Annotated in this window: 20 protein-coding genes and 2 tRNA genes; 9 read left to right on the top strand and 13 right to left on the bottom strand. The window is 61.1% G+C overall.

The window, feature by feature from the left end; genetic code table 11:
* Positions 1-3 precede the first annotated feature (3 nt).
* From BLW62_RS09945 to BLW62_RS09905, 9 genes are all read right to left on the bottom strand, one after another.
* Entirely contained in the window at positions 4-402 is a 399-nt protein-coding gene (locus BLW62_RS09945; RefSeq protein ID WP_076582423.1) for a 30S ribosomal protein S9, read from the bottom strand.
* Positions 396-845 carry a 50S ribosomal protein L13 gene (locus BLW62_RS09940; RefSeq protein ID WP_090506908.1) on the bottom strand — a complete coding sequence of 150 codons (450 nt, stop codon included), beginning with the start codon at positions 843-845 and terminating at the stop codon, positions 396-398. Before BLW62_RS09940 ends, BLW62_RS09945 begins: the two co-directional genes overlap by 7 nt.
* Positions 842-1,195, bottom strand: coding sequence for a 50S ribosomal protein L18e (locus BLW62_RS09935; RefSeq protein ID WP_076582420.1), 354 nt, complete (start codon positions 1,193-1,195; stop codon positions 842-844). The genes BLW62_RS09940 and BLW62_RS09935 overlap by 4 nt, the downstream gene beginning before the upstream one ends.
* Positions 1,196-1,342: 147 nt before the next feature.
* Positions 1,343-1,427, bottom strand: a tRNA-Leu gene (locus tag BLW62_RS09930).
* A gap of 129 nt (positions 1,428-1,556) precedes the next feature.
* On the bottom strand, positions 1,557-2,306 hold the full coding sequence (locus BLW62_RS09925) for a DNA-directed RNA polymerase subunit D (protein ID WP_090506907.1): 750 nt from the start codon (positions 2,304-2,306) through the stop codon (positions 1,557-1,559).
* A 3-nt stretch (positions 2,307-2,309) separates the two neighbouring features.
* Positions 2,310-2,699 (bottom strand): 30S ribosomal protein S11, encoded by a 390-nt coding sequence (locus tag BLW62_RS09920; RefSeq protein WP_076582417.1) that lies wholly within the window; start codon positions 2,697-2,699, stop codon positions 2,310-2,312.
* Position 2,700: 1 nt separating this feature from the next.
* Positions 2,701-3,222 (bottom strand): 30S ribosomal protein S4, encoded by a 522-nt coding sequence (locus BLW62_RS09915; protein ID WP_076582415.1) that lies wholly within the window; start codon positions 3,220-3,222, stop codon positions 2,701-2,703.
* Entirely contained in the window at positions 3,222-3,746 is a 525-nt protein-coding gene (locus BLW62_RS09910; RefSeq protein WP_076582413.1) for a 30S ribosomal protein S13, read from the bottom strand. The genes BLW62_RS09915 and BLW62_RS09910 overlap by 1 nt, the downstream gene beginning before the upstream one ends.
* A 97-nt stretch (positions 3,747-3,843) precedes the next feature.
* Positions 3,844-3,926: transfer RNA gene (locus tag BLW62_RS09905), tRNA-Ser, on the bottom strand.
* 297 nt (positions 3,927-4,223) lie between these two features.
* On the opposite strand from BLW62_RS09905, the gene BLW62_RS09900 reads away from it, so the two are divergent.
* Genes BLW62_RS09900 through BLW62_RS09890 form a run of 3 tightly spaced genes read left to right on the top strand, consistent with a single transcriptional unit; the run spans position 4,224 to position 7,710 of the window.
* Positions 4,224-5,183: a DUF4129 domain-containing protein gene (locus BLW62_RS09900; protein ID WP_245726704.1), complete on the top strand. Its 960-nt coding sequence runs from the start codon at positions 4,224-4,226 to the stop codon at positions 5,181-5,183.
* A complete protein-coding gene (locus tag BLW62_RS09895) occupies positions 5,180-7,189 on the top strand; it encodes a DUF58 domain-containing protein (protein WP_245726703.1) in 2,010 nt (669 codons plus the stop codon). The genes BLW62_RS09900 and BLW62_RS09895 overlap by 4 nt, the downstream gene beginning before the upstream one ends.
* The gene (locus tag BLW62_RS09890) at positions 7,186-7,710 is read left to right on the top strand and encodes a DUF7519 family protein (RefSeq protein WP_090506905.1); all 525 of its coding nucleotides are present in this window, start codon (positions 7,186-7,188) and stop codon (positions 7,708-7,710) included. Before BLW62_RS09895 ends, BLW62_RS09890 begins: the two co-directional genes overlap by 4 nt.
* Before the next feature lie 45 nt (positions 7,711-7,755).
* Here the strand turns inward: BLW62_RS09890 and moaA are convergent, their stop codons facing one another.
* Positions 7,756-8,745, bottom strand: a complete 990-nt coding sequence (moaA, locus tag BLW62_RS09885; RefSeq protein WP_090506904.1) for a GTP 3',8-cyclase MoaA — start codon at positions 8,743-8,745, stop codon at positions 7,756-7,758.
* A gap of 152 nt (positions 8,746-8,897) precedes the next feature.
* Here moaA and BLW62_RS09880 point away from each other — a divergent pair, with 152 nt between their 5' ends.
* Positions 8,898-9,116 (top strand): hypothetical protein, encoded by a 219-nt coding sequence (locus tag BLW62_RS09880; protein WP_090506903.1) that lies wholly within the window; start codon positions 8,898-8,900, stop codon positions 9,114-9,116.
* Between the two features lie 384 nt (positions 9,117-9,500).
* Here the strand turns inward: BLW62_RS09880 and BLW62_RS09875 are convergent, their stop codons facing one another.
* Entirely contained in the window at positions 9,501-10,112 is a 612-nt protein-coding gene (locus tag BLW62_RS09875; protein WP_139305399.1) for a hypothetical protein, read from the bottom strand.
* A gap of 570 nt (positions 10,113-10,682) precedes the next feature.
* On the opposite strand from BLW62_RS09875, the gene BLW62_RS09870 reads away from it, so the two are divergent.
* The gene (locus BLW62_RS09870) at positions 10,683-13,193 is read left to right on the top strand and encodes a carboxypeptidase regulatory-like domain-containing protein (protein WP_090506901.1); all 2,511 of its coding nucleotides are present in this window, start codon (positions 10,683-10,685) and stop codon (positions 13,191-13,193) included.
* A 243-nt stretch (positions 13,194-13,436) separates the two neighbouring features.
* Here BLW62_RS09870 and BLW62_RS09865 read toward each other — a convergent pair whose 3' ends face one another.
* Entirely contained in the window at positions 13,437-14,903 is a 1,467-nt protein-coding gene (locus BLW62_RS09865) for an RtcB family protein (protein ID WP_090506900.1), read from the bottom strand.
* A 67-nt stretch (positions 14,904-14,970) separates the two neighbouring features.
* Positions 14,971-15,477 (bottom strand): archease, encoded by a 507-nt coding sequence (locus BLW62_RS09860; protein WP_090506899.1) that lies wholly within the window; start codon positions 15,475-15,477, stop codon positions 14,971-14,973.
* 137 nt (positions 15,478-15,614) lie between these two features.
* Here BLW62_RS09860 and BLW62_RS09855 point away from each other — a divergent pair, with 137 nt between their 5' ends.
* The 4 genes from BLW62_RS09855 to BLW62_RS09840 all read left to right on the top strand — a co-directional run bounded on the left by BLW62_RS09855 (position 15,615) and on the right by BLW62_RS09840 (position 18,865).
* Positions 15,615-16,091, top strand: coding sequence for a GNAT family N-acetyltransferase (locus tag BLW62_RS09855; protein WP_090506898.1), 477 nt, complete (start codon positions 15,615-15,617; stop codon positions 16,089-16,091).
* A gap of 168 nt (positions 16,092-16,259) precedes the next feature.
* A complete protein-coding gene (priS, locus tag BLW62_RS09850) occupies positions 16,260-17,435 on the top strand; it encodes a DNA primase small subunit PriS (protein WP_090506897.1) in 1,176 nt (391 codons plus the stop codon).
* Positions 17,432-18,337: a DNA replication complex subunit Gins51 gene (locus BLW62_RS09845; RefSeq protein WP_090506896.1), complete on the top strand. Its 906-nt coding sequence runs from the start codon at positions 17,432-17,434 to the stop codon at positions 18,335-18,337. Before priS ends, BLW62_RS09845 begins: the two co-directional genes overlap by 4 nt.
* Positions 18,338-18,409: 72 nt before the next feature.
* The gene (locus tag BLW62_RS09840) at positions 18,410-18,865 is read left to right on the top strand and encodes a peroxiredoxin (RefSeq protein ID WP_090507564.1); all 456 of its coding nucleotides are present in this window, start codon (positions 18,410-18,412) and stop codon (positions 18,863-18,865) included.
* The last annotated feature ends 73 nt before the right edge of the window (positions 18,866-18,938 follow it).

The following is an 18,938-nucleotide window of genomic DNA, read 5'->3' as shown; positions in this document are numbered from 1 at the left end:
ACCTTAGCGGTAGGACTTCTGGTAGCGCGCCCGAGCGCCCGGGCCGCCCCACTTCTTTGGTTCGGACTGGCGAACGTCGTTGACCAACAGCGAGCGATCGAACTCCATGTACGCATCGCGGAGTTCTGCATCGTTCGTATGCTGGACGATTCCGCGAGCGATAGCGGTTCGGACGGCGTCTGCCTGTCCGCTGATTCCGCCACCTTCGACGTGAACGTCGATATCCACCTCGTTACGGAGTTCGTCGCCAGCGATGCGAAACGGCTCGAGCATCTTGAGCCGCGACATTTCGGGTTCGACCAGTTCGACTGGTTTGGAGTTGATTCGGACACGACCTTCGCCCTCGTCGACGGTCGCGCGGGCGACGGCGGTCTTTTTCTTCCCACTCGTATTCGTTACCATGTGACGTTAGCACCGAGTTGATCGGAGACTTCGCCCAGGTGGACGAAGCGGATGTTCGACAGGCGGTCCAACGACGTGCCCTCGAGGACTTCGGCCTCGCGGTCATCGTCATCTTCGTAGGGGTTGCCGACGTAGACGCGGACGTTGTCGAGCGCGTCGCGACCGCGTGGCTTCTTGTGTGGCACCATTCCGCGAACGGAGCGCTTGAAGATCGTATCCGGTCGCTTCGGGTAGTAGGGGCCACGGTCGGAGCCGAGTTCGAGGCGTTTTCGGTAGGTTCCGAACACGTCCTCTTTGTCCCCGGTGATGACGGCGTCTTCTGCGTTGACGATGGCGACGCGCTCGCCGTCGAGCGCTCGCTGTGCGACTTCGCTGGCGACGCGGCCGAGGATACAGTCACGTGCGTTGACGACGACGTCTGCGTCGAATTCTGCGATACTCATCGAATCACCCGCACGTCGGATCCTTCTGGGTTCTCTTCGAGCAATTGCTCGAGCGGTACTGGCTCGCCGACCTGATCGATCTTCGTCTCTGCTGACGAAGAGAAGTTGACGGCGGCCACGGTGACATTCTTCTGTAGTGCGCCGGATCCCAGCACTTTGCCGGGAACGACGACAGTCTCTTCTTCGCGTGCGTATCGCTCGATGCGGCCCAGGTTCACCTCAGCGTGGGTGCGACGGGGCTTTTCGAGTCGATCCGCAACGTCTCGCCAGACGTCGGCGTCCGCTTCGCGGGACGTCGACTTCAGCTCGGCGATGAGATCGTTGAGCCTCGGATTGGTTTTGCTACTCATTGATTTCCTCCAAATACTGCGGGCTCGAGCACACGATTGGTCGTGTCTCGAGTACTGTTGGAATCGATATACTGCCGATCGAACTCCGACAGTGATCGACTGACTGTCGACTCGTCGTCGGATCGTGATCGGCTGAATAGAAGTGGATGCAGGGAGCAGGATTTGAACCTGCGGACTCCTACGAGACAGCGCCCTGAACGCTGCGCCGTTGGCCTGACTTGGCTATCCCTGCTCGCACTTCTGTCTATCCGTCGCCCCTTCAAACCCCTTTCGATTCCAGTGAACGAGGCTGTACCGGTCTCGTCGCTCACGGCGCCGGTAGCGGTCTCGTTCGCGTAGGTGTTGGGGCGTCGGATCATGTTTACAGCTGTACTGCGTCTTCGAGTTCGGTCGCACGCGCCTCGATCGAGTCAGCGGCTCGAGTAACGATCTCCTCGACGGAGAACGAGCCGTCAGTCTCGACGCGGAAGACGAAGGCGTTTGGCACGTCTTCGACCGTCACTTCCTTTCCTGGATAGCGCTGGGAGAGGTCGTGATCAAATTCGCTCGTCGGAATAAGCTCGCCATCGTCTTCGATGACGCCGCGAACGATCTGTGGTTCTTGCTCTTCAAACTCGGGGATATCGTCGCCGACTTCGACACGCTGGAGGTGTCGGTAGCCGACGGCGACGCCACCCTGGTGTTTCGCGTGATCTTTGCCACGCTCGAGTACGGCGTCGGCCTCGGCCTCGAGACGTTGGCCGTCCTTGAGGTCGATGATCGGGACGTTCTCGTCCGCAGGCTGGACGAGGTCGTCGCTCGACACGAGGTCGCCCGAATACGCGGTTTCCGGCCCTTCGACGTCGATCGAGAGCGTGACGGCCTCGTCCTCGCCGAACTCTCCCTCGGGTGGGGTCGTCAGCGGAACGAGTCCGAGTCGGAGCGCGAGTTGCTCGTCGAACATGACCGACGAGTTCTCGACGAACCGAACGGTGTCGATCGCCATCGTCGGGACGTCGGCGAGCATCGCGCGACGGATCCCGTTAGCGAATGCGGGTGTTACACCGCGGACGAGGAAGCGTGCGTCACGATCCTCGCGTTCGACGAACTCGACGTCGTACGATTCAGTCATGGTCTAGTAGCCGCCCTTTCCTTTTGGTGCGCGCGATCCGTCGTGTGGGATCGGCGTGACATCTTCGATGCGTCCGATCTCGATGCCCGAGCGGGCGAGTGCGCGGATCGTCGCCTGTGCACCGGGACCGGGAGATTTCTGCAGATTTCCACCGGGACCGCGCACGTTGACGTGCAGGCCGGTGATACCGGCAGCCTTGACCTCCTCAGCGATGGACTCGGCCATCTGCATCGCCGCGTACGGCGACGCTTCGTCTCGGTTCTGTTTGACCGCCGTCCCGCCGGAGGACTTAGCGATCGTCTCTGCACCCGTGAGATCGGTCACGGTCATGACGGTGTTGTTGAACGATGCGTGCACGTGGGCGATTCCCCACTTGTCGTCGTCTTGGCTCATGTTATTGACCCTCCGCTCGTTCTGGGTGGAGATCGTCCGCGAGTGGACTCGTTTCGTCGAATGCGACGAGGTCCTCCTCGTCGACGTCGACGACGTACGATGGGATGCGCTGGCGCTGGTCACCGACCACGACGTGGCCGTGGACGATGAACTGTCGGGCCTGCTGTGGCGTGTTTGCCAGTCCCTTGCGGTAGGCGACCGTCTGAAGACGGCGCTCTAAGACGTCCTCGATTTCCAGGGAGAGGACGTCGCCGAGTTCGTCGGCTTCGTCGAGAATGCCGACGCGTTTGAGTCGACCGAGGAACTCCTCGGAGCGGCGGATGACGGTCTCGTCGTCCTGGGCCTGACCGAGCAGTTCTCGAGCCTCGCGCCGGTAGGAGCGAAGTTCGGACTGTGCTCGCCAGAGTTCCTCTTTGTTCGAGAGGCCGTAGCGGTCGAGCAGGGAGTGCTCGGAGGCAATGCGTTCACCCTGATACGGGTGATTCGGTGTCTCGTACTGTTTGGTATCGGTTCCGAGGGGCATTATTCGTCATCCTCCTCTTCGGCGGCAGCTTCCTCTGCCTGTTCTTCGCGGATTTCTTCGACGTTGACTCCGATGGTACCTTCCGTACGACCGGTGGATTTGGTACGCTGGCCACGGACCTTCTGGCCGCGCTTGTGGCGCGAGCCCTTGTAGGAGTCGATCATCTTCATCCGGTTGATATCGTGCTGCCGGGTCAACTGGAGATCGTTTCCGATCTCGTGAGTCGTCTCGCCGGTGTAAAAGTCCGACTGGCGGTTGTTGAGCCAGTCTGGTACTTCAGCAGCGTAGTTCTCTACGATCTCGACGACCTCGTCGATGACGTCGTCGTCGAGTCGACCGAACGTCGCTGTTCGGTCGACACTCGCTTCGTCGGCGATGAGTCGGGCGGTTCGTCGACCGATCCCGTTCATCTCCGAGAGCGAGCGCTCGACGGACTTCGTCCCATCGAGGTCAGTCTGCCCGATGCGGACGAAGTACTGGAGATCTTCGTCGTCCTGTTGTTCTTGAGGTTCTTCCTCGCTCATGTGTCGTGTATGTCTGTCTGGTATGCGCGCGTTGCAAACCGACCGGCGAAAGTCGCCGGTGTAGTGATTACTGACGTCGTGTCGCCAGCATATCCGACGTTGTGGCGGGGATTTGAACCCCGGAGGCTTGACGCCACATGGTTAGCAACCATGCGCCTTGGGCCGCTTGGCTACCACAACACCGTGATCTATCATCGCCCTCACGGACTCGGGGACTGCTCCCCTACACGTATTGCAGCCAAACCTACCGCCGACGGGTACTTAAGCGCAACGAAAGGTGGCGACGTCGGGTTGGGCCCGCTTTGGTAGTTTGGCCCGTGTTTCGTCGTTATCCCTTCCGCCGCGGTACCACAGCACAATCCATGGATCGTCCGATCCGCTTCGATGGATTACCGGTGGTACAGGCGAGAGTGCAACCGCATCGATTTATTATCGTCCGACGACACGATAGCGACAACGACAGCGTGGGGATACCAAGTGGCTGACTCTCTCGCGATCCGTCGGATTGCAATCGCGTGCTGTGCCATCGTCGCGACCGCGCTCGTCGCTGCGACGATTCGCACACCGCTCGAGTCCGGGAGCGACGGGTCGGGGTCCGGAAGTGACCCCGGAGACGGCGAGGGAACCGGTCAGCCGATGACCCCCGAATCGGCTGGTGACGGTGGGGTTCCACCGTTTCTCGAGTACCTACTCTACGCGCTTCTCATCGTGTTGGCAATCGCAGTCGTCTGGTACTTTCTCGCACACAGACGCGAAGCCGTCAAAATCGCCGCGATCACGCTACTCGCCGTGTTTCTTCTCGTAGTGATCGTATATACGCTCCTTCAGTTCGTTTCCGTTTCCGGGAGTGAGGTCGAACCGATAGAAGAGGTACTGGCAGGTGGTGATGACGGCTCCGACGGGGCGGCGGGTTCGGCGGACACCGATACTGCCATCTCCCCCGGCCCGTTGCTCGTTACACTCGCGTTGACTGCGGCGATTTTCCTCGGCGGATTGTTCCTCACCCGCGGCCGCTCTGCCAGCGAGACGGAACGTTCTGGGCTCGACACGAATCACCGAACCGACGCGGAATCCCCAGTGGACGTGAGCGCTGCCGTCGGAACCGCTGCAGGCGTGGCGGCCGACCGACTCGAGTCGGCCGACGAGTTCGACAACGAGGTCTACCGCGCCTGGCGGGAGATGACCGAGTTACTCGAGGTCGACCGGCCGGCCTCGAGCACGCCGCGCGAATTTGCTCGTGCGGCGACCGATGCCGGATTGGATCGAGACGACGTCGACGAACTGACGCGGTTGTTCGAGGACGTCAGATACGGCGGTGAAGCGACGACGCAGACTCGAGAACGCCGAGCGATCGAGGTGCTTCGGCGGATCGAAGCCGAGTACGCCGACGAACGCGAGGGATCTGACGCCCGTGGCGGACGAGGTGAACTGTCGTGAGGAGACAATCCATCACGACGGCACTCGGCGTCGCGACGTTCCTCCTCGGAGTCGGTGCCATCGTCGTCGACTCACCGGGGTTCGGGCTGACGGACGAGACGATCGTCCTCGTCGGAGTTGCCACGGTCATACTTGGTCTCTCGATACTCTCTCGAGGGTACAATTCGCGAAGTCACACTGAGACACCCGATCCTGAGCGCCGACTCACCGTTCCGACTCCCGGCTACTCCATCTCGACGGTCCTCACCGACTTCCGTGCGTTGATGAGCAGGTCTGCAGACCTCGGTCCTCGCATTACAGCCGGTTTACGTGGCGCCGCCATCACTAGCTTGACTCGCTTCCGGGGACTTTCCACGGACGAAGCTACCACACGAGTCGCGAATGGGTCCTGGTCGTCAGATCAGATCGCGACGGACTTTCTGAAATCGCCCCAAGAGTTGCCGAGTCGTTCGATTCGAACGCGACTCGAGTCCGTCGTCACTCGGACTGTCGAGAGTCCGTTTCGACTCGGCGTTCGACACACGGTCGCGGCGATCGTCGCACTTCGTGATGACGATCCACTCGAAGACGATGGGAGAACGCTCCGTACGGAGGAGTCGCGACCCACCTTCGAGTGGTCATCGTCGTCGGCGACCGACTCACTCTTGAGCGACGAACTCACGACATCAGTTCACGCAACTGCCGACCCTGAGGGTCTCGTCCAGCACCGTCGCCACCCGACTAATCACTGGATGGGTGTCGGTGCAATCGCACTGCTCGCCGTCGGCAGCGGGGCCCTCGCCGACGCACCCGCACTCGTCCTCGCCGGCGTCGTCGGGATCGGCTACGCCGGCTTCGCTCGCGCGCTCGAGCCCTCGAGACCCGATCTGGCGCTCGAACGGACCCTCAGCGACGACGATCCCGAACCCGGCGACGACGTGACGGTCTCGCTCACGATTACGAACGAAAGCGACGGATTCGTTCCGGACCTTCGATTCGTCGACGGCGTCCCCGACGGGCTGGCCGTAACGGGCGGCTCGAGTCGACTCGGTACCGCTCTCAGGCCGGGTGAATCACTCGTTCACGAGTACACTGTAACCGCCCGCCGGGGCCGACACACGTTCGACCCGGCCCTCGTGTTCGTTCGTGACCTGTCTCGGTCGACGGAACTCGAGTGTTCACTGTCCGCGGAGACGACGCTCACCAGCGAGCCATCGATGCGTCCGCTTGCCACGCAGATTCCACTTCGAAACGAGACGACGACCGCTACTGGGCGGGTACGAACTGCCAAAGGGGGGGCTGGAACGACGATCCACTCCGTCAGAGAGTACCGAAGCGGCGATTCGCTCAACCGAATCGACTGGAAGCGGCGAGCGAAGACGGGCGACCTCGCGACGCTCGAGTTTCACGAAGAACGTGCGGCTCGCGTCGTGGTTCTGGTCGACGCGCGTAAAGCGTCTTACCGAGCACCGGAGGCGGACGCGGCCCACGCCGTCGACCGAGCAGTCGATGCCGGTGGCAGAATCGGGGCGACGCTCTTCGACACGGATCACACTGTCGGGCTCGCTGCGATCGGTCCCGTCGCTCGAGACGGCGTCGACTCGAAGGGAGTCGAGGCGTGTTGGCTCCCACCGGGCTCGGGTCGCCATCACGAGGCGCGGTTCCGCTCGCAACTCGCGACGCACCTCCAATTCGACACCCGCCCGCCGACCGCCGAGTGTCGATGGCGACGGCAACTTCGGTCGCTTCGTCGTCGACTGCCCGCCGACAGCCAACTCGTGTTGGTGACGCCACTTTTGGACTTCGAGGCGGCCAAACTCGCGCAGACCCTCGAGGCCCACGGCCACCCGGTGACCGTCGTCAGCCCCGATCCGACGGCCGACCGAACCGCCGGAGAGCAACTCGCGAGTGTCGCCCGATCGATCAGACGGCTCGACCTCCAGCGAGCGGGCATTCCGGTCGTCGACTGGCCCGACGACGAATCTCTGGATGCGGCGCTCGCACGATACTCGAGGGGGCGACGATGACGGACGACGACGCGATTACGCGACGACCGACCGTCGCGTTACAGACCGTTTCGATCGTCGCAGCCCTCGTTTCGGCGCTCGCTGCGAGTGGCTCGTTCAGGGCAGTCCCAGTTGCGGTCGCCGGCTTCGCCGCGTTCGCGGTCGGCTTCTCTCGATCGCAGTCGACGGCACTCTACCTCGGCGGCGTACTCCTGTGTCTCGCTGTCGGAATCGCCGCCCTCGAACAGCCTCCCATCGAACAGACCGTCGTCGGCGCAATTGCAGCCATCGTCGCGTGGGAGCTCGGACACAGTGCAATCGTCCTCGGCGAGCAACTGGGGCGAGAAGCAACGACGATCCGACTCGAGGCCGTCCACGCGGTCTCGAGTCTTCTCGTCGGGTTGGTCGCTGGAACGGCAGGATTCGTCGTCTACAGCGTTGCAGGCGGCGGGCAGCCCGTGACGGCAATCGTCGCGTTACTCCTCGCGATCGTCCTCCTCACTCTCGGTCTCGGAACGCGTCCCGAACGAACGGGGTCGTAATCGACGACAACCGCTCGGGGGTATTTCGTTCTCCGTCGGAAGGATTCAGGGCTCGGCGTACTCACCGACGTACTCGTCGTTGATCTCCCACTCGCCGGCGTCGTTTTGGACCATGTACTCGCCGTAGTAGGGAACGCGATTCTCGACGACGTCGCGGTAGGCGTCGCGAATCTCCGGTTTGGTCATTTCGCCCATCGATTTGAGGTCGTCGTTGCGATTGAGACAGCCCTTCAGGTAGCCTTCGTGGGTGACGCGAACGCGGTGGCAGTTCGCACAGAAGGTCGGATTCTCGACCGGATCGACGATTTCGACCATTCCCCTGCCGTCGCCGTCGTCGTTTTCGATCCAATAGCGCTTCCGGTCGTGCATCTCGCGGTGTTCGATTTCGACGGCCTGTTCGGCCAGCCAGTCGTGGACGCGCTGGATATCGATGTTCCACTCCGGTTTGCCGGTCAGCTCCGGCATGTACTCGATTAACTGCAACTGCAGCCCCTCGTTTTCTGCGACGTGATCGACCATCTTCGGCACGTACCCTGCCGTGTGCTCGAACACGACCATGTTGAGTTTGACCGGATCGAGACCCGCCTCGAGCGCCGCGTCGACACCCTCGAGAACCTTCTCGTACGCCCCACTCTTCGTGACGGCGGCGAAATCGTCCGCGTCGAGTGCGTCCTGAGAGACGTTGACGCGCTCTAAGCCGGCGTCGACGAGGTCCGGAGCGCGACCGGGGAGGAACGTTCCGTTCGTCGTCAGCGAGACCTCCATCTGGTCCGGCGTGCGTTCGATGATCTCTTCTAAGTCCTGTCGGAGCATCGGTTCGCCGCCGGTGAATTTGACGGAATCGACGTCGAACTCGGCTGCGACCTCGAGAAACCGAACGACGTCGTCGGTCGACATCTCGTCGTCCTGTGGGTCCATCGGCCCGCGGGTATCACCGAGCCCTTCGTTGTGACAGTAGACGCAATCGAAATTACACCGATCGGTCAGGGATACCCGAACCCCCGTCACGTCCCGCCCGAACTCGTCGGTGAGCATGCCACCTGATTGCAGACGGAACCGCTTAAACTCGCTGGGTTCGCGGACCGTTATGTAACTCATTTTGGTTTCGAAAACGGCCGTATTGGTGTGAAAGGTAGTTGCAATTGGCCGGCGGAAGACCTACCCGACTGACTCGCAAACGCAGGAGTATGGACGACGATATGCTCGAGGACCAACGAAAGTTAGTCGAACTCGTCGAAGCGGAGGGCTGGGACGTCACCGATCTCGAGATTTCGGCGTACGATAGCCCCTGGGCGGACGAAGACGACCCCGAGGCGACGGTGACGATCACGGCACGAAAACCCTACGAGGGGGATGACGACGGCGACAATGGGTCGGACGACGGGAATCCGTATCGCGTACAGTAGTGTCGACTATTGTGTTTGCTCCTCGATCCGGACTCGCTCAGACTACCCGTCATATGCACCTTCGCTAGAAACAATTGGTGGGTCACCGGATGTGACGAGGTGCAGGGCCTCAAGTGGAGTAAAACCGTCATCTTCGACATAGTTTGCAGCAAGTATCTCTTCAGTATCTCCATGAATAGTAACGAGCGATCGAGTTGCTGTTACTGTTCGAAGGACATCCCATCCGTCCCGGTACAAAACAAGCGTTAGCTCGGTGTGCTGAATCGAGGTACTGTCTCCTCTCCCTGATCGCGTCTTGCATTCGGTCGGTGCTCGCTGAGTGAGGGGGCTTAACGCCTCAATTCAGTTAAAATGGGCTCTCAGATCAGAATGAGGCGGTGCGGTTCAGGCCGCATCAGGAATTGTGATGAGTGTACCGACGATCACGCTGGCGAGTCCGCTCAATCCGGCCAGAGTGACGAGGTCGAGTGGGCTGGGTCCACCATTGCCGCCAGCCCCCGACAGGCCGACGAACATCCCGGCAGCAAAGACCAAGAGTACGGCACCGACGAAACAACCGACACTGACCAACACGACTCCGCTCCATGTTGATAGTTTACGACCCTCGAATAAACCGACGATGCTAGCGACGATGGGCGCAGCGAGCGCGGCAGCGATCAGAAAGACCAATGGCGTGTACCCCTCGACGATTTGGGCCTCAGTGCCACTTTGCTCCGGCAGGATCGCTGATTCAATCCAGAACCACGTCAGCAAACTGGACATACCGATCCCGACGCCGACGAGCAACATCGTCCCAACGACCCGTCCGAGCGTCCACAACGCTTCGTACGACAACGGCAACTCGACAGTTTCTGTTGACTCTTCTTCCTGAAAGGAGTGGTCAACTGGCTGACTTTGTGGCTGTGCTTGCTTGGCCTGATTTTGTGGTAATGCCAGTGGGGGATCATCTTGCGCACCGGATTCAATCGAGGATCTCGGTGACGATTCATTTGCCATGGTGTGACGTGGTGTTCACAATCATGTGTAATTAAAGCGTTGGTGATATTTTTCACGTTACGGCACAGAAGTGACTGAACCGGTCGACTCGGGTAGTTGATGCAAACGTTATCGCATCGATTCCAGCCTAAGATATTGCTATTTACACTATGAGGTAACTAATTTGTCTTCGTCTTACTCACGACGGACGAGATACGGAGGACCACGATGACGACGAATAACTCCCAGACGGAAAAGCGATCGTCGGAAAGAAAGACGATTTCATTGACGCGGATATTCCTCTAACACGGGATTAAACTTGTAGCTTGTTTAACTGAGCCAGTAAATTAGCAATTCGATCGGGACTTCGACACACATCCCCCATTATCTAGATCGGCCTAGATATCTGTTTCTAGAGCATCTAAGCCGATTATTTCTACTAACCGATACTGCCCAAATCAATATGGGTGAAAGTCACCAATACAAATAAAACCGTGTGTGTGAATGTATCGTGCAGAGATGAAACTGACCACCGATAGCCAGCGTACCTTAGATCGGCGACACCAACGCCGATCTATTGTCGTCACAATAATGGCAGTACTCCTCATTACCTCGGTGCTTGGGTTGGCTGGCGGGTCCGTGATGGCGACCGACAGCGCTGCGGAGCCAACCGATCGGACGGCCGCGCTCGAGTCATCGCACACGTCGGCGGGTAGCGTCGGTGCACTATCAGCATCGGGATCGGCAGACGCCGATCACGAGGTCACACCGGAGAACACCTCGACGGAAGCAGGTGAGCGAGTAAGCGTCGATATCGAGGCAAACCAGTTGGTTGACGACGATGAGGACGCGGAGATTACCGGCTTTGAACTCGACATCGACTACGACGACGATCAGCTCGCGTTTACCGACGCCGAGACGTTGCTCGCCGACGATGAGGACCTCGAAGTCGAGACTGGCGACGGAACGGTCGCCGTCGAGTGGGTGCCGAGCTTCCTCGAAACAACCAGCGACGAAGGTGTCGACAAAATTATCGGTGACGGCGATGGAACGCCAGCGATGGACACCACGGTCGCGACGGTCGAGTTCGTCGCCGTCGGCGACGGCGGCGAGACAGCGACGGTCGACGTCCAGGACGAGTCGACGATGTGGTGGGGAAAAACGGGACTCTCGGAGTACGACGACGACGAGATTCATTGGGGGTCGGACGAAGTCGAAATCACCGAACCCAGCGACGAGTCACCGACTGAGGGCGCACAGGTCGGCGAGTTTACGACGGAGAGCCAAGGCGGATTCATCGCGTTCGACGAGGACGGAACGGCTGCCGACGCGGAGGATGATGGCGTTTCGTTCCCGGTCGCAGACGACGGTGACGATCCGATCGAGATCGAGGGCGCCGTCTTCGACGACGGAACGTGGGAGTCGACCAGCGTTTCGTTCCCGACGCTTGACGCAGGGGCGGCCGATGCCGAAGTGGAGGCTCGCGACGGACTATCGGGCGAGATAGACGACGGCGAGATGATGGCGACCGAAGGTGAACTAACGGTTCTCGTCGATGGGGACGAGGACACGTCGTTCCAGTTCGAAATTGGTAGCACGACGGACGATAGCAACGAACTTAGCGGCGACGACGATTTTGACGAGGATGGCGGAGCGGTGACGCTCGTCGACAACGAGTTCCTCGTTGAGGACCGGACTGGCGACAGCGTCATCGACAGTTCGCTCGGACTACCCTCGACCGAGGAGGGAACTAACTGGTTCGAACTCGACCTCGATCTCGATCTCGACGAAGTCGAGGCGGCGAGTGGAACAGTCGAAGGCGTCGTCGAGAACGAAGACGGCGAGCCGATCGAGGATGCCACCGTCGAATCGGCTGATGGCGTCGGCTCTACGGAAACCGACAGCGACGGGGCGTACGACGTCGCGCTCGATCAGGGTAGCCACGATCTTCAGGTCGATGCCGACGGCTACGCCGAGTCAACCGTCGAGGTAGACGTGTCTGAGGGCGAAACGACCGAACAGGACGTGACCCTCGAGGAAGGCGACACCGAATTCGACGTTGACATCGACGCCGACGACGGAGAACCGGGCGAAACGCACGAAGTGGCTGGCACCGTCCACAACACCGGCAGCGACACTGGGGAACAAGATGTCACGGTCTCGCTCGGCGACGAGTCGACGAGCGAAACCGTCGAAATCGAGGCCGACGAGGAAGAAACGGTATCTCTCGAGTGGGAGCCCGACACGGACGACACCGGCGAGTACACGGCGGAGATCGAAAGCGAGGACGACAGCGAAACGACCGATATCGAAGTCAGTGAGTCGAACGAATCGGGTGACGACGAGGAGGGCGCTGGTGACAACGAGGAGGGCGCTGGTGACGACACGTTCATCGCACACAGTCAGGGCGGTTTCATCTCCTTCGCCGAGGACGCGGATCGGGACGAAGCGTTCGAAGAAGGCCTCGAGTTCCCGGCACAGGGTGAGGACGACGAACATATCCAGATCGTCGGCGAGATCGACGGCGACTCCTGGGAGTCAACGGGCGTCACGTTCCCTAACCTCGAGACAGACTCGGGCATCGAAGCTGAAGTCGACGCCCCGGACGGTCTCTCCGGTACGATCGACGACGAAACCGGCGAGATGACGATCGAAGGCGAACTCGAGGTTGCGATCGAAGGCGACGAAGACAGACAGTTTGCGTTCGAAATTGACACGACCACCGGTGAAAGCGGCTCGCTCGAGGGCGCGAGCGACGCCTCGGATGAATCCGGAGCGGCCACACTGGTCGACAACGAGTTCGTCGTCGACGACACGACCGGCGACAGCATCATCGATTCGGAACTCGACCTGCCGTCAGTCGACGAGGGGACCAACTGGTTCGAACTCGAATTGGCCCTCGAACTCGACGTCGACGATGACGCGGCTTCAGAAGCGTCCGAAGCAGAAGACGAAGGCGACGACAGCGACGGGGACGAAGATAGCGACGGTTCGACCGCAGCGACGATCGTGAACGGGGTCGGACTGCTCTTCGGGCTCGCAGGACTTGTCTCGGGCGGGAGTATCCTCTCGGCGAACGTCGTAGCGCGGTTTCAATCGTAGTGTTAACGCGACAGACAGTCGGTTCGATCGGCTGTCTCGAGAGTGTGAGTTAGGCAGTGTGATATCTGCTTGCCGGCTGTTTACAGCCAACAGCGATGCTCGTCGGATCAAATCATCGCTTCCTCGAGCGCAACGCGGTTCTCCGTTGTCTCGGTAGGTAACTGTTAGTGTGGGATACCCTTCCGGTACAACCGCGCCAGTAGTAACCGAAGACGAGAACGGCAACACAGCGCTACCGCGTCACTAGCCCTTGATATTACACACGGGGAACGTCCGCGCAACCTTGTCGCCAATCCCGAGTTCGTCCGAGACGCGGACGACCTCGTCGACGTCCTTGTAGACGCCGGGTGCTTCCTCGGCGACCGTCGCACCCGACTGTGCTTTGACGTAAATCTGGTCTTGTTCCTCGAGTTCGTCCTGCACGTCGCCGCCCCAGAACTCGTCTTTCGCCTGCGTTCGACTCATTAGCCGCCCCGCGCCGTGGGCCGTCGAGCCGAACGTGAGATCCATCGAGTTCTCGCCGCCGCGAAGGACGTAGCTACCCGCGCCCATGCTGCCGGGGATGATGACCGGCTGGCCGACGTCGCGGTACGCTTTCGGCACTTCGGGGTGGCCAGCGGGGAACGCTCGAGTCGCGCCCTTTCGGTGGACGAAGAGTTCCCGCTCCTCGCCGTCGACATCGTGCGTCTCCTTCTTCGCGATATTGTGGGCCACGTCGTAGAGCAGGTCCATCTCCATCGCCTCCCACGAGCGCTCGAAGACGCGTTCGAACACCTGCCGCGTGCGATGCATGATCAGCTGTCGGTTGACCCACGCGAAGTTGATCGCCGCGTTCATCGCCGCGTAGTAGTCCTCAGCGAGTTGAGAGCCAGCGGGCGCTGCGGCCAGCTCTTTGTCCGGGAGCTGATTCAGCAAGCCCTGGTGTTGTTTCTCGATCTTCCGGAGGTAATCGTTACACGTCTGGTGACCCAGTCCGCGCGAGCCACAGTGGATGAGAACCACGATCTGGTCTTCCTCGAGTCCGAACGCGTCGCCGACCTCGTCGTCGAAGACGTCAGTCACCCGCTGGACCTCGAGGAAGTGATTCCCCGACCCGAGCGAACCGATCTGGTTTTTCCCGCGGTCTTTGGCCTTCTGGGAGACCTTCGAGGGATCCGCACCCTCTCGCATTCCCTCGTCTTCACAGTGGAGCAGATCCGCTTCGACGGCGTGGCCGTTCTCGAGGGCCCAATCGACACCACGTGCGAGGATCTCGTCGACGGTGTCGACGTCAGCCTCGACGATGCCACCGCCACCGAGTCCCGACGGGATGTTTGCAAAGAGGGAGTCGACGAGTTCCTCCTCGCGGCCCTGGAGGTCGTCGTAGGTCAGGTTCGTTCGCATCATCCGGACACCGCAGTTGATGTCGTATCCTACTGCTCCGGGGGAGATACAGCCGTCTTCGGCGTCGAGTGCACCGACGCCGCCGACCGGAAAACCGTATCCCTGGTGGCCGTCGGGCATGCAGATCGCGTGATTCGTGATCCCCGGCAGGTGGGTCGTGTTCGAAATCTGCTCGAGCGTTTTGTCTTCCGTGATCTCCTCGAGAAGCGCTTCGCTCGCCAGGAAACGAGCGGGCGCGCGCATGTTCCCCGTCTGTGGAACCTCCCAGACGTACTCACGCACCTGCTCAAGCGTGATTCCGTCGGCGTCGAACGTGGCGTTGCTCATACGTGTACGTCGGTTCCCGACGGTGAAAGGGCTTCGTATCGTCGCTCGAGCGGACAGTTACCGTCGTTCAGACGTCGAAGACGACGTACGCTTCCCAGCCGTCTCCCCCGCCGTCATCGTCGAACCGCTCGAGGCGCATCTCCGAGTACGTCACCGCTTTGATCTCTCGAGCGTGGATATCCGCGAGTGAGACGCCGCGCGCGCTGGCCTCGAGCACCCACTCGTCGGCAGCAGCTGTGTCGGTGTCGTCGGTCGTCCCTGTCGCGTCGGCCGCAGATTCGTCCTCTGGCCCTCGAATTTGCTCGACGTGGTGGTCGACCGGGAGTTCCGCTCGCACGTCTCGCAGGTATATCAGTTCGTCGAGATAGTCAAACAGGAGGGCCTCGAGACCTTCGGCGCTCACCTCGAGGGAAAAGCGCTCCGTCGCCTCCTCCGGAATCGAATCACAGGAGGCGGCTGCGAGTCCGTCGGCGACGGCACCGAAGACGTCCTCGAGGGAGTCGCCGGTCGCTTCGACCGCGATGTCAGCCGTGTGGTCGCGGAGTTCGAACCGCTCGTCCTGTGATCGTGTCATCACTCGATGCGTTCGGATTCGACGACGATGGTGGTATGCCCGTCGGTTTCGATCACGTCGTGTCGATCCGACACGATCGACCGTGTGGTCGGTGGCTGCCGGTGGAATTATATTGACCACGCTGGTAGAACCAGCTAGTGAGCGTCAACATCGACAGTCGTGTCGTCCCGCCGGGCAACGACGACCTCGTCGACGCGGCCTGGCAACTCAAAGAGGAGATCAATCGCCAGGAAGGCGTACTCAAGCAGCGACGCAACTTCTTCTCCGATGCGTTTCGTCGTTCGACGGTCCACTGTTACGTTCAGGAAGGCGAGCTAGTCGGATTTGCAGCCGTTCGTCGCGACGGATACATCCTCTTTCTAGCAGTGTCGCCCAAACTCCGCGGCGAGGGAATCGGCAAGCAACTGATCGCCCGCGTCGCAGCGGACAACGATACGATCACCTGCCACGCTCGAACGAGCAACGAAAACGCCCTCCAGTTCTACGAACATCTCGGCTTCGAGATTAAACGCCGAATCGACGACTACTACGAGGACGGCGGCGACGCCTACTACCTGAAACTCGGCTCCGACGTCGGCATCACCGACAAAATCTCGGATCTGATGCGACGCTAACACGCGACGGTCGCTTCTGGTCGGTTCCTGACGGTTAGCGAACGACGCGCGACGTGTCACACGGCGTCAGCACTCGTCTCAGCGAACCTGTCGAATCTACCGACACCCGCCAGCGTCCAGAACAGTCCGGCACAACTATAGTCCCGTATCGATGACTACGTCAGGTGCATGGAGGAGCGAACGAGAGCCTATCTTCGGGGTCGATTTCGTGATCACTACCGACGGACAGAGATCACGCCGCCACCCGCGGCGAACGAACGCGAGTGGGGATTCATCCCCTGGACCGACGGCCCCGACACGACCATGGTCCGTCACCGGTCGCTCCTCGAGTTAGGCGATATCTCGGAGTTTCTCGTCCGAAAACGACCGCGCCACGTCTACTTCTCGGCGGGGCGCTTTCGCGATCCCGGCGCGAGTTCGATGAACGAGAAGGATTGGCAATCGGCCGACCTCGTCTTCGACCTCGACGCCGACCACCTGCCGAGTGTAACCCTCGGCGAGGACTCCTACGCCGAGATGCTCGCGAAGTGTAAAGACGCCCTCATGCGACTCCTCGAGTTCCTCGAGAACGACTTCGGGTTCGAGGACCTCGAGATCGTCTTCTCCGGCGGTCGCGGATACCATGTTCACGTCCGAGACGAGAATATTCTCCACCTCGAGCGCGAACATCGCCGCGAGGTCGTCGATTACGTTCGGGGCATCGGCATGGACTTCGAGGAACTGATCGAGGCCGAAACCGTCGCCGGTCTCGGCCGCAAGACGCCGACGGAGCGACGGACGCTCGAGGTCGACGGCGGCTGGGGCGGGCGCACGCACGACCACCTCATGGCGTTCGTCGACGAGTTGCTCGAACTGGAGGAAGAAGCCGCCCTCGAGCGACTCCAGGCGTTCGACGGAATCGGCGAGGGGAAGGCAACGGCAACGCTCAACGCGGCCCGAAACAACCGCGAGCAACTCGAGGCGGGCAACGTCACCGTCCACACGGCCGTCGCACAGTTGGCCGAGCGATTCGCGAAGCAGGCCGTCGAACGCGACAACGCCCCGATCGACGAGCCCGTGACGACCGACACGAATCGACTCATTCGGCTTCCGGGGAGCCTCCACGGCGGGAGCGGACTGAAGACGGTGCGACTCGGACGCGACGAAATCGCGGACTTCGATCCGCTCGACGACGCCGTCCCAGAGACCTTCCGCGAGCACGAAATTGCCGTCGACGTGACCCAGGGTGGCGAGATCGAACTCGGTGGGGATAGCTTTACGGTCTCGGAGGGAGACCAGTCACTAAGAGAGTACGTTGCCGTGTTCCTGATGGCACGCGGCAGAGCCGAAAAAGAGAAAGAATGAATTTAGACGAGTTGCGTTCGGTCCAGAGCAAGGAGCGCCAGAAGGACAGCCTCCAGAATCTGCGCCCCTCGTTCTATCAGGAGGTCGGCGAATATATCGCCGATCTCGAGGACGAACGCGATCGCGTCGCCGAACAGGCCGACGATCCCTTTTCCTCGCCCGAAGTCGGCCGACTCACCGACGAGATCGAAACCGCCAAAGACGTCGTCGAAGCCATCTACGAGCGACGAATGGGCAAACTCGTCAAACAGGCGAGTCTCGCCGCGGCCGGAATGCCGGCTAACGACGAAGGCCTGACCGCGGAGGAAGTCGACCTCTTCGACGACCTCGTCGAGCGAATTTCCTCGAACAAATCCCGCGTCCTCGACGTGCTCGAGGGAGTCGACACCGACTCACCGGCGAGCACAGCCAGCGACTCGAGTGTCTCGGCCGCTGGCGACGGTTCGCCCGGTACCAGCGACCCGGCCCGATCGGACTCGAGTGGGGCCGATCACGCTGTCCCCGAGGACCCCGGCGACGACCCACCGCCGGTGCCGCCCCAGGACTCGCCGGCAGCGTCGACGGACGATGAGTCTACTCAAGTGGCGAACGCGGATGGTGTCGACAGTGGCGTCACACCAGCGGACGTAATGGGCGGTGACGGCCCGACGGTCGACGACGAAGACACCTCACAGCCATCCGCGGAAACCGAAGCGGAACGCGATTCGGACGGTTCCACGACTCCCAACGAAGACGAATCGTCGCCCGTCGAACGCGTCACCGTCAAAATCACTCGAGACATCGGACAGATTCTCGGCGTCGACGAGCGCGAGTACTCGCTGTCGACCGACGACATCGTTACGCTCCCCGAACAAAACGCCACACCGTTGCTCGAGCAAGAAGCCGCCGAATCGCTCGAGTGAGCACTCGTTTTGCGGAGGGACGTTTTCAAGGGAAACCACAATGCCTACATCGACCGTCGCGAACTCACGGCCATGCTCGACGTTGGCGATGACGCACCCGAGTTCGAACTGCCGAATCAACGCGGCGACTCCGTCCGCCGATCCGATTTCGACGGCCAGCGACTCGTCGTCTACTTCTACCCGCGTGCGAACACCGACGGCTGTACGACCGAGGCCTGTGAGTTCGACGACGCCAAACCGGCGTTCGCGGATCTCGACGCGCACATCGTCGGCATCAGCGACGACCCGGTCGACGACCTCGAGTCCTTCGCCGGAGAGTACGACCTCTCGTTCGACCTGCTCTCGGACGAGTACGGCGAGGTTGCCACCCTGTACGAATCCTACGGCGAGAAGCAACTGTTCGGAAACACGTTCGACGGCGTCTTCCGGAACACCTATGTCGTCGGTCCCGAGGGCCGAATCGAGGAAGTCTACGAGGGTGTGTCGCCCGAGGGCCACGCCGAAGCCGTGCTCGAGGACCTCGAGTGAGGGCATTTCAGCACGCCTAACTGCGACGCCGAGAATCTCGCCGTAGTGGCTACCGAATCGACCGACGTGATCG

Source organism: Natronorubrum sediminis (genome assembly GCF_900108095.1).
In the GTDB taxonomy this organism is placed as follows: Archaea; Halobacteriota; Halobacteria; order Halobacteriales; family Natrialbaceae; genus Natronorubrum; species Natronorubrum sediminis.
Note: the sequence above shows the minus strand (reverse complement) of the source record. Positions and strands in the feature narration are given on the sequence as shown.